This is a genomic window from Streptomyces galbus (assembly GCF_005280195.1).
Lineage (GTDB): Bacteria > Actinomycetota > Actinomycetes > Streptomycetales > Streptomycetaceae > Streptomyces > Streptomyces galbus.
On record NZ_SZPR01000031.1, the window covers coordinates 1 to 14,601 of the forward strand.

Sequence of the window (14,601 nt, forward strand, 5' to 3'; positions counted from 1 at the left end):
GCGTTTCCGACTCTATCAGATCTTTCCGATCCGATTTCCTCGGTGCTTTCCAGTCGACCGCTTTTGTTTCGCGGTTTCCTTTCCGGCGTCTCCGACTTTATCAGAAGTTCTGAGCCGGATTTCCGCCCCTCCCGGGACGTCCCGGTGCTCGAAGCTGACCGGGTTCCCTCGGAGGCGGAGCCGTAAACGTACTGGAGCGGGGCGCCCCGATGCAAATCGAGGGGCCCCGCTCCGGGTTCGTACGGTCGGACGGCCCGACGAGACGTCAGACCTCCACCACGACCGGCAGGATCATCGGCCGGCGGCGGTAGGTGTCGGAGACCCACTTGCCCAGCGTCCGGCGGACCAGTTGCTGCAGCTGGTGGGGCTCGACCACGCCGTCCTGGGCGGAGCGCTCCAGGACTTCGGTGATCCTCGGGATGACGTCGGTGAAGGCCGAGTCGTCGATGCCCGAGCCGCGGGCCTGCACGTGCGGGCTCCCGGTGATCTTGCCGGTGGAGGAGTCCATCACCACGAAGACCGAGATGATGCCCTCGTCGCCGAGGATCTTGCGGTCCTTCAGCGCCGGCTCGCCGACGCCGCCGACCGAGAGGCCGTCGACGTAGACGTAGCCCGCCTGCACCTTGCCGGAGATCTTCGCCTTGCCCCCGACGAGGTCGACGACCACGCCGTCCTCGGCGATCACGATGCGGTCGTGCGGGACGCCGGTGAGGGCGCCCAGCTCGGCGTTGGCGCGCAGGTGCCGCCATTCGCCGTGGACCGGCATCAGGTTCTTCGGGCGGCAGATGTTGTAGAAGTACAGCAGCTCGCCCGCGGAGGCGTGGCCCGAGACGTGGACCTTGGCGTTGCCCTTGTGGACGACGTTGGCGCCCCACCGGGTCAGCCCGTTGATCACGCGGTAGACCGCGTTCTCGTTGCCGGGGATCAGGGACGAGGCCAGGATCACCGTGTCGCCCGAGACGATGCGGATCTGGTGGTCCCGGTTGGCCATGCGGGAGAGCGCGGCCATCGGTTCGCCCTGGGAGCCCGTGCAGACCAGCACGACCTCGTCGTCGGGCAGGTCGTCCAGCGTCTTGACGTCGACGACCAGGCCCGGCGGGACCTTCAGGTAGCCGAGGTCGCGGGCGATGCCCATGTTGCGGACCATCGAGCGGCCGACGAAGGCGACCCGGCGTCCGTACTCGTGGGCGGCGTCCAGGATCTGCTGGATGCGGTGGACGTGGCTGGCGAAGCTGGCCACGATGATCCGCTTGCGGGCGCTCGCGAAGACCTGGCGCAGGACGTTGGAGATGTCGCGCTCGGGCGGGACGAAGCCGGGCACCTCCGCATTCGTCGAGTCGGCGAGGAGGAGGTCGATGCCCTCCTCGCTCAGCCGCGCGAACGCGTGCAGGTCCGTGAGGCGGTTGTCCAGCGGCAACTGGTCCATCTTGAAGTCGCCGGTGTGGACGACCATGCCCGCGGGGGTGCGGATGGCGACGGCCAGCGCGTCCGGGATGGAGTGGTTGACCGCGACGAACTCGCAGTCGAAGGGACCGAGGCGCTCACGGTCCCCCTCCACCACCTCGAGGGTGTACGGGCGGATGCGGTGCTCCTGGAGCTTGGCCTCGATCAGGGCGAGGGTCAGCTTGGAGCCGATCAGCGGGATGTCCGGCTTCTCGCGCAGGAGGTAGGGGACGCCGCCGATGTGGTCTTCGTGGCCGTGCGTGAGGACGATGCCCTCGATGTCGTCGAGGCGGTCCCGGACGGAACTGAAGTCCGGCAGGATCAGGTCGATCCCGGGCTGCTCCTCCTCGGGGAAGAGCACGCCGCAGTCGACGATCAGCAGGCGGCCGTTGTACTCGAAGACCGTCATGTTGCGGCCGATCTCGCCGAGGCCGCCGAGCGGGGTGACCCGCAGGCCTCCAGCGGGGAGCGGCGGGGGCGGGCCGAGTTCAGGGTGCGGATGACTCAAAAGACTCTCCTCACCACGCACGCCACGTACCGGTCGGGCACGTGGCGCGCGTGACGTTCGTGCAGTAGCAGTTGTCGTTGTCTGGTGCAGGCACCGGTGGCCTGCGTATTCAGTTGTGGAGTCTGTGTGCGCGGTTCGGCGCGCGAAGTCTGGTGTTCAGAGCTGTACCCCGCCCGCGGCAAGATCGATCTTGAGCTGCTCGATCTCTTCGGCGGTGCACTCGATCATGGGCAGGCGCAGGGGGCCGGCCGGCAGGCCCTGGAGGGCGAGCGCGGCCTTGGTGGTCATGACGCCCTGGGTGCGGAACATGCCCGTGTAGACGGGCAGCAGCTTCTGGTGGATCTCGGCGGCCTTCTGGACGTCCCCGGAGACGAAGGCGTCGACGAGGGCGCGCAGGTCGGGGGTGACGACGTGGCCGACGACCGAGACGAAGCCGACCGCGCCCACGGAGAGCAGCGGCAGGTTCAGCATGTCGTCGCCGGAGTACCAGGCGAGGCCGGAGCGCGCGATGGCCCAGCTCGCCCGGCCGAGGTCGCCCTTGGCGTCCTTGTTGGCGACGATCCTCGGGTGCTCCGCGAGGCGGACCAGCGTCTCGGTGCTGATCGGGACGCCGCTGCGGCCGGGGATGTCGTAGAGCATGACCGGCAGCCCGGTGGCGTCGGCGACCGTCGTGAAGTGCCGGTACAGGCCCTCCTGCGGGGGCTTGTTGTAGTACGGCGTGACGACCAGCAGGCCGTGTGCGCCGGTGCGCTCGGCCGTGCGGGCCAGCTCGACGCTGTGGTGGGTGTCGTTGGTGCCGACTCCGGCGACCACGTGGGCCCGGTCGCCGACCGCCTCCAGTACGGCTCGTACGAGGTCCGCTTTCTCCGCGTCGCTGGTGGTCGGGGACTCGCCGGTGGTGCCGTTGACGATCAGGCCGTCGTTGCCTGCGTCCACCAGGTGGGTGGCGAGCCGCTGTGCGCCGTCGAGGTCGAGTGCGCCGTCCGCCGTGAACGGCGTGACCATGGCGGTGAGGACCCGCCCGAAGGGGGTCTGCGGAGTGGAGGTCGGAGCCATGGGTTACACGCTACTCGTTGCTCATCACGGGGTCTGCCCTCGGGGGGTCGCGACAAGTCCGGACAAAGGTGGAGCCCGGCACTGCCTGCTCGGGGGTTCAAGCAGTGCCGGGTCCGTTCGATCAGGCTAGATGAACTTCTCGAAATGCCGCAATACGGACACCTCGGGCGGTGGAACCGTACATGTGTACCGCGCGGGCGCGCGGTGCCGCGTTACGGGGCCACGCGTCCGTTGGCGTTGTACGCGGCGTGGGTGAGCGGCATGAGCCGGGCCCACTCCGCCTCCATCCTCTCGCCGACCATCTCGATCTCCCGCTGCGGGAACGACGGCACCTTCGCCAGCTCGTGCTGGGTGCGCAGACCGAGGAAGTGCATCAGCGAGCGGGCGTTGCAGGTGGCGTACATCGAGGAGTACAGGCCGACCGGGAGGGCGGCGCGGGCGACCTCGCGCGCGACGCCCTCGGCGAGCATCTTCTGGTAGGCGGTGTACGCCTGCTCGTACGACTCCCGCAGGGTGTCGCTGACCGCGGCGTGCTGCGCCGCGGTGCCCTCGACGAACTCGTACTTGCCGGGGCGGCCCTGCTGGACCAGCTTGCGGGAGGTGTCCGGGACGTAGAAGACCGGCTGGAGCTCGCGGTAGCGGCCGGACTCCTCGTTGTACGACCAGCCGACGCGGTGCCGCATGAACTCGCGGAAGACGAAGATCGGGGCGCTGATGAAGAAGGTCATCGAGTTGTGCTCGAACGGGCTGCCGTGGCGGTCGCGCATCAGGTAGTTGATCAGACCCTTGGAGCGCTCGGGGTCCTTGCTCAGTTCCGCCAGGGACTGCTCGCCGGCGGTGGAGACGCGGGCGGCGAAGAGCACGTCGGCATCGGAAGCGCTGGACTTCACCAGCTCGACGGTGACGTCACTGCGGAACGTGAGCGACTCGGGGCTGGTCACGGGGGTGGCGGTCCTTCCATCACTGCTGTGGTCGGCCACCACCTTACGGGGCGCCCGGCGGGCCCCCGGCACCCTCGGCCGCCGAGATGCGGCAGAGATTTCTTCGGACATGGGCACCTTTTGTGCCACTCGTGCGTCTGAATCGGTGAGGTCCGCTAGTTCGATCACGAACCCTGACACGAGAGGAGCTGCACCCCGATGTTCCGTCGGCGTGAGCCCGTGCCCTTCGCCTTCCTGGCCGAGGCGGAGCGGTTCCGCAGCAATGTCACCCCGCCCCCGCGGCAGCGCGCGTCCGCCGGTGAGACGGCCGGGCGCTGGCTGCTGGGGCTCACCATCGTGGCCGCACTCGTCGGCGCGCTGATCGTGGGGATGCCGGCGCTGTCGCTCGACCACTCGGTGCCGGTGCAGCAGTCGCAGGCGTCCCAGCCGTCCCACTCGTCCCAGGGACACTGACCCCTTCCCGGGCTTCGAAGGTGGTGAGCGGCGACCCGGACGGATAGCCTCACCGGTCACAGCTCCAGCATGGATCGAGTGAGGACCACCCGTGCCCCTGCCCTTCCTGACGGCCGATCACGCCTTCGAGGCCGCGGACGACGTCGCACTGCCCCACGACGACCACGAGCGCTGGCGGCGCCCCTACCGGCCCGGCCCCTGGCGGGTCGGCGTGGCGGCGGTCCTGCTGCTGCTGGCCTCGTTCGTGCTGTTCGCGGCGGTCCTCATCGCGCTCACCGGCTCCCTGACCGAGGCCGCGACGGTCTTCGGGCTGTCGCTGCTCGTCATCGCCGGGGCGCTGCGGATGCTGCGGATGGGCGTGTGGGTCAGCTCGCACGGGCTGCGGCAGGTCGCCTTCCTCGTCACGCGGACGGTGCCGTGGAACCGGGTCGGCGCGGTGCGGACGGTGCAGCAGCCGGTGCGCTGGCTGGGGCTGCCGAGGACCGTGCAGGGGCAGGCGCTCGTCCTCGTCAGGACCGGCCGCGGCGCGGAGGACGCCGTACCCCTGCTGACCACGCACGACGCGGACTTCCTGGCGCGCCACGAGGCCTTCGACCGGGCGGCCGACACGGTCGAGGCGTGGGCCGCGGAGAACGCGGGCTGACGCCGCGCGGACGCACGCGCGAAGGGGCCGACCCGCCGGGTGCGGGTCGGCCCCTTCGCTGTGCTCGGTCGGCCTGGTCGACGACGTGCCCCCAGGAACTGACGCCTCACGTCTGGACGGGCTTGCCGTCGTGCAGGGCTATGGCGCGCTGCATCGCCTTGCGGGCGCGCGGGGTGTCGCGGGCGTCGTGGTAGGCGACGGCGAGGCGGAACCAGGTGCGCCAGTCGTCGGGCGCGGCCTCCGTCTCGGCCTTGCGCCGGGCGAAGACCTCGTCCGCCGACTCCCGGTCGATGCGGCCGCTGGGGGTGCGCCGCAGCTCGTCGACGGGCAGGCCGCCCTCGGCGTCGAGTTCGGCGGCCAGGGCGTTGGCCCGGCGGACGAACTGGGTGTTCTTCCACAGGAACCACAGGCCGATGACCGGCAGGACCAGCACCGCCACGCCGAAGGTGACGGTGACGACCGTGCCGGACTGGATGAGCAGGACGCCTCGGCTGCCGACCAGGACGAAGTAGAAGACCAGGACGGCGGCCGTGACGAGGTAGGACAGCTTGGCTCGCATGGTTCGGGTCAGCCCAGGTCCAGGAAGTGTTCCAGGCCGAAGGTCAGGCCGGGCGTCGTCACGACCCGGCGGGCGCCCAGCAGGATGCCCGGCATGAAGCTGCTGTGGTGCAGGGAGTCGTGCCGGACGGTGAGGGTCTCGCCCTCGCCGCCGAGCAGGACCTCCTGGTGGGCCAGCAGGCCCCGCAGCCGGACCGCGTGCACCGGCACCCCGTCGACGTCCGCACCGCGGGCGCCGTCCAGGGCGGTGGTGGTCGCGTCCGGCGCGGGGGCGGTGCCGGCCTTGGCGCGGGCCTCGGCGATGAGCTGGGCGGTGCGCGTGGCGGTGCCCGAGGGGGCGTCCACCTTGTTCGGGTGGTGCAGCTCGACGACCTCCACCGACTCGAAGTACGGCGCGGCGATCTGCGCGAACTTCATGGTGAGCACGGCGCCGATGGAGAAGTTCGGCGCGATGAGCACCCCGGTCTGCGGGGAGCCGGCCAGCCACTCCTGGAGGCGGGTCAGGCGCTCGTCGTTCCAGCCGGTGGTGCCGACGACGGCGTGGATGCCGTGCCCGACGCAGAACTCGAGGTTGTCCATGACCGAGGCGGGCGTGGTCAGTTCCACGGCCACCTGGGCGCCGGCGCCGGTGAGCGCCTCGAGGGAGTCGCCCCGGCCGAGGGCGGCCACCAGCTCCATGTCCTCGGCGGCCTCGACGGCCCGGACCGCCTCGGAACCGATCCGGCCCTTGGCGCCGAGGACCGCCACGCGCAGCTTGCTCATGTCTGTTGCTTCCTTTGCCAGGTGGGTCAGGCGACCGCGTCGTGCAGGCGCGCGGCCTGCTTGTCCTTCAGGGGGCCGATGACCGACAGCGACGGGCGCCGGCCCAGGACCTCGCGGGCCACCTCGCGGACGTCGTCCGGGGTCACGGCCGCTATCCGGGACAGCATGTCGTCGACGGACATCTGCTCGCCCCAGCACAGCTCGCTCTTGCCGATGCGGTTCATCAGCGCACCGGTGTCCTCCAGGCCGAGGACCGTGGAGCCCTTGAGCTGGCCGATGGCGCGGTCGATCTCGTCGTCGGACAGGCCGTGCTGGGCGACCTGGTCGAGTTCGTCGCGGCAGATCTTCAGCACGTCGTGGACCTGGCTGGGCCGGCAGCCGGCGTACACGCCGAACAGGCCGCAGTCGGCGAACCCCGAGGTGTACGAGTACACGCTGTAGGCCAGGCCGCGCTTCTCGCGGACCTCCTGGAACAGCCGTGAGGACATCCCGCCGCCCAGAGCGGTGTTGAGGACGCCCAGGGCCCAGCGGCGGTCGTCCGTGCGGGACAGGCCGGGCATGCCGAGGACGACGTGCGCCTGCTCGGTCTTGCGGCCGAGCAGCTCGACGCGGCCGGCGGTGCGCAGGGTGCGGCTGCCGCCGCGCGGGGCGACGGGCACGGCGTCCGGGTCGCGCAGCGCGCCGGACTTCTCGAAGGCGGCGCGGACCTGGCGGACGACCTTGTGGTGGTCGACGTTGCCGGCGCAGGCGACCACCAGGTGGGTGGGGTCGTAGTGCTTCTTGTAGAAGCGGCGGATGCGGTCCGCGGTGAGGGCGTTGACCGTGTCGACCGTGCCGAGGACGGGGCGGCCGAGGGGGTTGTCGCCGAACATCGTGTGCGCGAACAGGTCGTGCACGCAGTCGCCCGGGTCGTCCTCGGTCATCGCGATCTCCTCGAGGATGGCGCCCCGCTCGACGTCGACGTCCTCCTGGAGGATCAGCGAGCCCGTGAGCATGTCGCAGACGACGTCTATGGCGAGCGGCAGGTCGGCGTCGAGCACGCGCGCGTAGTAGCACGTGTACTCCTTCGCCGTGAAGGCGTTCATCTCGCCGCCGACCGCGTCGAGGGCGGCGGAGATGTCCAGGGCGCTGCGCTTGTGGGTGCCCTTGAACAGGAGGTGCTCGAGGTAGTGCGTGGCGCCGTTCAGCGCGGGGGTCTCGTCGCGGGACCCGACGTGCGCCCAGATGCCGAAGGTCGCGGAGCGGACCGAGGGCAGGGTCTCGGTGACGATGCGCAGACCGCCAGGGAGGGTGGTCCTGCGGACCGTGCCGGTGCCGTCGGTCCCCTTGATGAGGGTTTGGGTACGGGCGACGGCCCGCGCCTCCGAGGAGGTGCGGGCCGTCGCCGTGGAGCTGCTCGACGTCACTTGTCGGTGTCGTCCTTCGTGTCGTCCTCGGAGCCTTCCTCGCCCTCGATCACGGGGATGAGGGAGAGCTTGCCGCGGGAGTCGATCTCGGCGATCTCGACCTGGACCTTCTGGCCGACGCCGAGGACGTCCTCGACGTTCTCCACGCGCTTGCCGCCGGCGAGCTTGCGGATCTGCGAGATGTGCAGCAGACCGTCCTTGCCGGGGAGCAGGGAGACGAAGGCACCGAAGGTGGTCGTCTTCACGACCGTGCCCAGGTAGCGCTCGCCGACCTCGGGCATCGTCGGGTTGGCGATGCCGTTGATCGTGGCGCGGGCGGCCTCGGCGGAGGGGCCGTCGGCGGCACCGATGTAGATCGTGCCGTCGTCCTCGATCGTGATCTCGGCGCCGGTGTCCTCCTGGATCTGGTTGATCATCTTGCCCTTGGGGCCGATGACCTCACCGATCTTGTCGACCGGGATCTTGACGGTGATGATCCGCGGGGCGTTCGGGGACATCTCGTCGGGCCGGTCGATGGCCTCCATCATCACGTCGAGGATGTGGAGGCGGGCGTCGCGGGCCTGCTTGAGGGCCGCGGCCAGGACGGAGGCGGGGATGCCGTCCAGCTTGGTGTCGAGCTGGAGGGCGGTCACGAACTCCTTGGTGCCGGCGACCTTGAAGTCCATGTCGCCGAAGGCGTCCTCCGCACCGAGGATGTCGGTGAGGGTGACGTAGTGCGTCTCGCCCTCGATCTCCTGGGAGATCAGGCCCATGGCGATACCGGCGACCGGGGCCTTGAGCGGCACACCGGCGTTCAGCAGCGACATGGTGGAGGCGCAGACCGAGCCCATGGACGTCGAGCCGTTGGAGCCGAGGGCCTCGGACACCTGGCGGATCGCATAGGGGAACTCCTCGCGCGCGGGCAGCACCGGCACGAGCGCGCGCTCGGCGAGGGCGCCGTGGCCGATCTCGCGGCGCTTCGGGGAGCCGACGCGGCCGGTCTCACCGGTGGAGTACGGCGGGAAGTTGTAGTTGTGCATGTAGCGCTTGCGGGTCACCGGGGAGAGCGTGTCCAGCTGCTGCTCCATGCGGAGCATGTTGAGGGTGGTGACGCCCAGGATCTGGGTCTCGCCACGCTCGAACAGGGCGGAGCCGTGGACCCGCGGGATGGCCTCGACCTCGGCGGCCAGCGTGCGGATGTCGGTGACACCGCGGCCGTCGATGCGCTTCTTCTCCTTGATCACGCGCTCGCGGACGAGCTGCTTGGTCAGGGAGCGGTAGGCGGCGGAGATCTCCTTCTCGCGGCCCTCGAACTCCGGCAGGAGCTTCTCGGCGGCGAGCGCCTTGACGCGGTCCAGCTCGGCCTCGCGCTCCTGCTTGCCGGCGATGGTGAGCGCCTGGGCCAGCTCGGTGCGCACGGCGGCGCTCAGCGCCTCGAGGATGTCGTCCTGGTAGTCCAGGAAGATCGGGAACTCGCCGACCGGCTTGGCGGCCTTGGCGGCGAGGTCCGACTGGGCCTTGCACAGGACCTTGATGAAGGGCTTCGCGGCGTCCAGACCGGCGGCCACGACTTCCTCGGTGGGGGCCTCGGCGCCGCCCTCGACCAGCTTGATGGTCTTCTCGGTGGCCTCGGCCTCGACCATCATGATCGCGACGTCGCCGTCCTCCAGGACGCGACCGGCGACGACCATGTCGAAGACGGCGTCCTCGAGCTCGGTGTGCGTCGGGAACGCGACCCACTGGCCGCGGATCAGCGCGACGCGGACGCCGCCGATCGGGCCGGAGAAGGGCAGTCCGGCCAGCTGCGTGGACGCGGACGCGGCGTTGATCGCGACGACGTCGTACAGGTGGTCGGGGTTGAGCGCCATGATCGTGCAGACGACCTGGATCTCGTTGCGCAGGCCCTTCTTGAAGGACGGGCGCAGCGGGCGGTCGATGAGGCGGCAGGTGAGGATCGCGTCCTCGGAGGGGCGGCCCTCGCGGCGGAAGAAGCTGCCGGGGATCTTGCCGGCGGCGTACATCCGCTCCTCGACGTCCACCGTCAGGGGGAAGAAGTCGAGCTGGTCCTTGGGGTTCTTCGAGGCGGTGGTGGCCGACAGCACCATGGTGTCGTCGTCCAGGTACGCCACGGCGGAGCCGGCGGCCTGCTTGGCCAGGCGGCCCGTCTCGAAACGGATGGTGCGGGTGCCGAAGGCGCCGTTGTCGATCACGGCTTCGGCGTAGTGGGTCTCGTTCTCCACTAGTGATGTCTCCTCGTCCTCGTCCCTGGCTGCCCGTGTGGCAGGGGGACGGTCGTGGAGAAGCGCGCCGTCTGGTGCGGGCCGGTCTTCGATCGAAGCACCCGGGGCTGTCGTTGCCCGGGGGCCACTACCGAGGACCGGCGGCGGCGAGGTGCGCTTCTCCTCTTCTTGTCATGCTGTGTCGTACGTCGTGCTTCCTGCCACCACATTACAAAGCGTGAGTGACAGTCCGCATGTTTCCGCACGTACGGCAAAGGGAGCGGTCCCCGAATCGGTACGGGAACCGCTCCCTCCACGGCGTGCTACTTGGCGCCGCCGGCCGCACCGCGGCGGATGCCGAGGCGGTCGACCAGCGCACGGAAGCGCTGGATGTCCTTCTTCGCCAGGTACTGGAGCAGGCGACGACGCTGGCCGACCAGGATCAGCAGACCCCGGCGGGAGTGGTGGTCGTGCTTGTGCGTCTTGAGGTGCTCCGTCAGGTCGGAGATCCGACGGGAGAGCATGGCGACCTGGACCTCGGGGGAGCCGGTGTCGCCCTCCTTGGTACCGAACTCGGAGATGATCTGCTTCTTCGTGGCGGCGTCGAGCGACACGCGTACTCCTCATGATCTGTGGTGGCCACCGAGTGCCCCCGGTCTGTGTCTCGGGGGAGCTTCCGTGACTCGGAAGGCGGGGATCCGCTGGGCGCGACCTCCAGAACGGTGCGTTCCGGGGGTGCGTACACAAACGGCCGAATGCCAGAGTAGCAGCCCGCGACGACGGGCTCGTCCGCCGGGCCGGCCGGGTCGGTGCCCGCGCGTCGCCGTACCACTCGAACGAGTGCGGTCGGCGGGAAACCTCTGACCTGGAGGAATACCCCAAGTAGGGTAGTCGTACAGCTCGTTGCCCCTGAGGAAGGACCGGAGCCGTCATGGCCGATGAGACCGACGAGGAACGCAAGGCGCGCAAGGAACGCGAGCGGGACGAGCTGTACGCGCTCGACATCTCGGACGTGGAGTGGCACTGCGCGCCGGGCACCGAGGACCACGAGGAGCGGGTGGAGATCGCGTACCTGCCCGCCGGTGCGGTGGCGATGCGCTCTTCGCTGGATCCGGACACGGTGCTGCGCTACACCGAGGCGGAGTGGCGGGCGTTCGTGCTGGGGGCCCGGGACGGCGAGTTCGACCTGGAGCCGGACGCGCGCGAGGGCGGGGTGCCCGCGCAGGCGGACGCCCCGTAGGCAGGGGTACGGCGGGGGCGCGCGGTGGTGACACCGGGCGCCCCCTTCGCTTGCGGGCACGTACGCGTGCGGCCCGGTCGGAGCGGGGCGGGTGCCCTACTTCTCCGCCGCGCTGCCGATGCCGAGCACGAGGTAGATCCACGCCTTCTTCTGGGCCGCGCTGGGCCCGTCCGCCGTCTTGGCGCCGAAGAAGACGCGGCCGTCCTGGACCAGGACGTCGCTGTCGTCGATCGAGGTGAGGGGCGCGGCCTCGGCGGGCAGCCCGAAGTAGAGGTAGGGCCGCTCACCGCCGGTCGCGGGGTCCAGGCCGACCAGGGCGTGCGGGGAGATGCCGTCCTCGCTGGTGCGCAGGGCGAGCAGTTCGTGCCCGCTCATCCGCACCGGCCGCAGCAGCGCGTTCGGGCCGGAGTCGAACTTGCGGGTGGTGTTCCCGGTGGCCAGGTCGAAGCCGATGATCCAGTTGGACGTGCCCTGGTCGGTCTGGTCCTCGCTGCGCAGGAAGACCTGGCCGTCGCCGACGGCGATGGTCGGGCAGTCGTCGATGACCAGGTAGTCGGAGGACGCGCACTCCCCCACGTAGGTGCCGCTCTGCAGGCTCACGGTGGCGCGGTTGCGGCCCTTGGCGTCCAGGGAGATCAGTTCCGTCAGCCCGGTGTCGCCGGCGGACACGCCGACGACGGGCGGCTCGGCGGAGGGCACGACCAGGTCACGGACGCCCTTCGCGGCGGAGTACGTCCACACCGTCGCGCCCGTGGCGGGGTCGACCTTGCGCACGGAGTACGTCGTCCCGTCCCAGACGTCGGTCGAGGGGGCGCCCTCCTTCCAGCACGCGCGCCGGACGAGCAGCCCGGCCCCTCCGGCGGCACCGTCGTCCCGGCACGACCCGGTGACCGTCGTCCGCCACTTGGTGCGGCCCTCGGCCAGGTCGAAGGCGCTGGTGCCGCCGCCCCAGGTGACGGCGACGGTGTCGTGGGCGAGGGTGACGCCCGGGGTGCGCTGCGGGGAGCTGACGGAGGAGCCCGCCGTGGAGACGGGGAAGGTGCGCTCCCAGACCTCGCGGCCGTCGTCGAGGTCGACGAGCACGACGTGGTTGCAGTACGCCTCCGGGCGGTCGCTGGCCTTGAACAGGACGGCGGTGCGGTGGTCGACGGTGACGTGCGGGGTGTAGCCGCAGATGGGGCCGTCGAGGCGGACGGTCCACTTCTCCTGGTTCTTGCCGGGTGCGGCGTCCGTGCCGATCGGGTAGCCGGCGAGGGTCCGGTTGATGCCCTTGGCGAGGATCGTGTCGGTGGCCCACATGCCGGGCAGCGCGTAGTGCTCGCCGGGGCTCATGTCGTCCACGGAGAACCGGAAGGCCATGGCGCCGGTGGTGGAGGCGGGCGGCTTCTCCACCGTCCGGCGGACGTCGAGGGGGCCGGGAGCCGCTGCCTCGGACCTGCCGGAGGGGGAGTTCCCGTCGCGGCCCCACAGGAGCCAGCCTCCCGTGCCGAGTCCGGCCACGAGGGCGACCAGGAGGGCGACGAGCAGCCAGGTGCGGCGCCGGCGCTTCTTCTGCTGGGTCTGCGCGGTGACCGCGGACTGGGTGAAGACGGAGGGCGGTGGGCCGAAGCTCACGCTGGAGAATCCTTTCGTCCGTCAGTGCCGTCGGGCCGCGCGCGCGGGCGACGGAAGCTGGGAGGGGCACCCCCGCGCGCGTGGGGCGCGGGGCGTGGGGGCCCGGCAGGGGCCTGGGCCGGCGGGCGGCCCCCGCGCGCGTGAGGCGGTGGGGGCCGGGGCGGCCCGCGCACGCGGGGCACCTCCCGGGAGGGAGGGCCGACGCGCAGCCGGTTGTCAGGTGCCGGCCATCGACCTGGCCGCCGCGTACACGTCGAACACGGCGAGGGCCAGCGGGACCAGGGTCAGCAGGACGAACGCCTCGGCGATCTCGAAGAAGCGCCCCCAGAAGGGGGTGACGCCCCGGCGCGGGGTGATGAGCCCGACGGCGGTGACGACCGCGGCCGCCGCGGCGACCGCCGCCACCAGCCAGACGCTGCGGATGTCGAGCGCGGTGGTGTCCCCGTGCAGGGCGTCGCGCCAGTACGACCGCGGCGGGTTCAGCGCGAGCCCGAGGCCGAGGGCGACGAGACCGGCGAGGCCCGCGGCGAGGGTGGCGGCGACCTGCGCGGCGTAGCGGAACAGGTGGGCCCGCATCAGCATGGCGACCGCGGCCGCCAGGGCCAGCACCTGCGCCCAGAGGTCGTCCGAGAAGCCCAGGACGAGCGAGGCGCCCACGCTGAGCAGCGCGCAGCCGCCGACCAGGCCGACGAGGAGTTCGTGGCCGCGGCGGGCCTGTGCGGCGATGCGCTCGGCGTCCACCGGTCGCTGCGCGGCCGGCTCGTCGTCCGCGTACCCGCCGGACGGGGTCGGCGGTTCGTAGCCGACGGGCAGCCGGGCGAACCGCACGGACAGGCCCGGCAGGAACGCGAGCGCGCAGACGGACAGCGGCGCGCACAGGGCGGCCGTCTCGACGGGCTCGAAGTCGGCGAGGACCGCCACGAAGGTGACGACCAGGGCGACCGCCGAGGCGAGCACGAACGCCACGAAGGGGCCGTCCCCGCCGGGCGACACGAGCGTGAGCACCAGGGCGGCCAGCAGGACGAAGGTGCAGGCCAGCAGGAACTGCAGGCGCCCGACGCCCTGACCGCCGGACAGCGGCAGCAGGCCCGAGCCCGCGACGGCGACGTTCGGCAGCGCCCCGAGCCCCAGGGCGACGGCCGAGGCACGGTCGTCGTACACGCGGGCGCGGACGCAGGCGAAGGCCACCAGGAAGACTCCGGCGACGGCGGCGAGAACGCCCTGCAGTCCGTGCATGTCGTGGCGGGTCTGGGAGTTCCAGACGACGAACGCGAGCAGCACGGGCAGCACCCCGCCCGCGGCGAGGCCCGCCACGCGCGTGTGCTCGCCGCTCCACAGCGTCCGGTCGCGCGTGACGGCGGCGGCCACCACCTCGGCGACGTCGTCGAAGACGGCCGGGGGCAGCGACTGCGCGAACGGGCGCAGCGTGAGCAGTTCGCCGTCCAGGATGCGTTGCGCCGCGAAGGACCGGGCGCTGTCGAGGACCGTCCCGTCGCGGCGTACGAGGTGGTAGCCGACCGGGGCGCCCTCGGCGGGGCGCTGCCGGGACAGCCGCAGGATCTCCGGGTGGAGGTCCGCGACCGGGACGTCGTCGGGCAGGGCCACGTCGACGCGGCCGTCGGGCGCGACGATGGTGACCCGGCAGAAGCCGGACCGCGTGCCCGCCGGGAGCGGGGCCGCGCCGCCGGGTGCGCCGCTCGCGCCGGCCGGCGCGGAGGCCGTCGTGCTCACCTGTCGTCTCCCCCTCGTCAGTGCGTGCGGCCGGGGCCGGTTCGCACC

14 protein-coding genes are annotated in these 14,601 nt (G+C 71.3%); 4 read left to right on the plus strand and 10 right to left on the minus strand.

The genetic code is table 11. The features are described from left to right. The coding region (locus E4U92_RS36360; protein WP_206666490.1) for a hypothetical protein at positions 1–186 on the plus strand (186 nt) is incomplete at its 5' end. A 79-nt stretch (positions 187–265) separates the two neighbouring features. Here E4U92_RS36360 and E4U92_RS30695 read toward each other — a convergent pair. The 3 genes from E4U92_RS30695 to thyX all read right to left on the minus strand — a co-directional run bounded on the left by E4U92_RS30695 (position 266) and on the right by thyX (position 3,948). Then, a complete protein-coding gene (locus E4U92_RS30695) occupies positions 266–1,951 on the minus strand; it encodes a ribonuclease J (RefSeq protein WP_137303710.1) in 1,686 nt (561 codons plus the stop codon). Between the two features lie 156 nt (positions 1,952–2,107). After that, positions 2,108–3,007, minus strand: a complete 900-nt coding sequence (gene dapA / locus E4U92_RS30700; RefSeq protein ID WP_137303711.1) for a 4-hydroxy-tetrahydrodipicolinate synthase — start codon at positions 3,005–3,007, stop codon at positions 2,108–2,110. A 212-nt stretch (positions 3,008–3,219) separates the two neighbouring features. Continuing rightward, the gene (gene thyX / locus E4U92_RS30705) at positions 3,220–3,948 is read right to left on the minus strand and encodes an FAD-dependent thymidylate synthase (protein WP_137303712.1); all 729 of its coding nucleotides are present in this window, start codon (positions 3,946–3,948) and stop codon (positions 3,220–3,222) included. Positions 3,949–4,146: 198 nt separating this feature from the next. On the opposite strand from thyX, the gene E4U92_RS30710 reads away from it, so the two are divergent. Both E4U92_RS30710 and E4U92_RS30715 read left to right on the plus strand, forming a co-directional pair. After that, the gene (locus E4U92_RS30710) at positions 4,147–4,401 is read left to right on the plus strand and encodes a hypothetical protein (RefSeq protein WP_137303713.1); all 255 of its coding nucleotides are present in this window, start codon (positions 4,147–4,149) and stop codon (positions 4,399–4,401) included. 91 nt (positions 4,402–4,492) lie between these two features. Next, on the plus strand, positions 4,493–5,044 hold the full coding sequence (locus E4U92_RS30715) for a YdbT family protein (RefSeq protein WP_137303714.1): 552 nt from the start codon (positions 4,493–4,495) through the stop codon (positions 5,042–5,044). 106 nt (positions 5,045–5,150) lie between these two features. Here the strand turns inward: E4U92_RS30715 and E4U92_RS30720 are convergent, their stop codons facing one another. From E4U92_RS30720 to rpsO, 5 genes are all read right to left on the minus strand, one after another. Further along, positions 5,151–5,603 (minus strand): tetratricopeptide repeat protein, encoded by a 453-nt coding sequence (locus E4U92_RS30720; protein WP_137303715.1) that lies wholly within the window; start codon positions 5,601–5,603, stop codon positions 5,151–5,153. Positions 5,604–5,611: 8 nt separating this feature from the next. Then, positions 5,612–6,364, minus strand: a complete 753-nt coding sequence (dapB, locus tag E4U92_RS30725; RefSeq protein WP_137303716.1) for a 4-hydroxy-tetrahydrodipicolinate reductase — start codon at positions 6,362–6,364, stop codon at positions 5,612–5,614. Between the two features lie 26 nt (positions 6,365–6,390). After that, a complete protein-coding gene (locus tag E4U92_RS30730) occupies positions 6,391–7,770 on the minus strand; it encodes a M16 family metallopeptidase (protein ID WP_137303717.1) in 1,380 nt (459 codons plus the stop codon). Next, positions 7,767–9,989, minus strand: a complete 2,223-nt coding sequence (locus E4U92_RS30735) for a polyribonucleotide nucleotidyltransferase (protein ID WP_137303718.1) — start codon at positions 9,987–9,989, stop codon at positions 7,767–7,769. The genes E4U92_RS30730 and E4U92_RS30735 overlap by 4 nt, the downstream gene beginning before the upstream one ends. A 302-nt stretch (positions 9,990–10,291) precedes the next feature. Next, complete coding sequence (gene rpsO, locus E4U92_RS30740) at positions 10,292–10,582, minus strand: 30S ribosomal protein S15 (protein WP_067239252.1); 291 nt, start codon at positions 10,580–10,582, stop codon at positions 10,292–10,294. 317 nt (positions 10,583–10,899) lie between these two features. Between rpsO and E4U92_RS30745 the strand changes: the two genes are divergently transcribed. Beyond that, positions 10,900–11,208 carry a DUF397 domain-containing protein gene (locus E4U92_RS30745; RefSeq protein ID WP_137303719.1) on the plus strand — a complete coding sequence of 103 codons (309 nt, stop codon included), beginning with the start codon at positions 10,900–10,902 and terminating at the stop codon, positions 11,206–11,208. A gap of 96 nt (positions 11,209–11,304) precedes the next feature. On the opposite strand, the gene E4U92_RS30750 is transcribed toward E4U92_RS30745, so the two are convergent. Then, on the minus strand, positions 11,305–12,822 hold the full coding sequence (locus tag E4U92_RS30750; protein WP_137303720.1) for an outer membrane protein assembly factor BamB family protein: 1,518 nt from the start codon (positions 12,820–12,822) through the stop codon (positions 11,305–11,307). A 216-nt stretch (positions 12,823–13,038) separates the two neighbouring features. Further along, positions 13,039–14,553 carry a type VII secretion integral membrane protein EccD gene (eccD, locus tag E4U92_RS30755; protein WP_137303721.1) on the minus strand — a complete coding sequence of 505 codons (1,515 nt, stop codon included), beginning with the start codon at positions 14,551–14,553 and terminating at the stop codon, positions 13,039–13,041. Positions 14,554–14,601 lie beyond the last annotated feature (48 nt).

What these genes read in the sequence shown, in the direction of transcription:
- E4U92_RS30710 (WP_137303713.1), top strand. Translation starts at nt 4,147, where the DNA reads ATGTTCCGTCGGCGTGAGCCCGTGCCCTTCGCCTTCCTGGCCGAGGCG.
- E4U92_RS30720 (WP_137303715.1), bottom strand. Translation starts at nt 5,603, where the DNA reads ATGCGAGCCAAGCTGTCCTACCTCGTCACGGCCGCCGTCCTGGTCTTC.
- dapB (WP_137303716.1), bottom strand. Translation starts at nt 6,364, where the DNA reads ATGAGCAAGCTGCGCGTGGCGGTCCTCGGCGCCAAGGGCCGGATCGGT.
- E4U92_RS30745 (WP_137303719.1), top strand. Translation starts at nt 10,900, where the DNA reads ATGGCCGATGAGACCGACGAGGAACGCAAGGCGCGCAAGGAACGCGAG.
- dapA (WP_137303711.1), bottom strand. Translation starts at nt 3,007, where the DNA reads ATGGCTCCGACCTCCACTCCGCAGACCCCCTTCGGGCGGGTCCTCACC.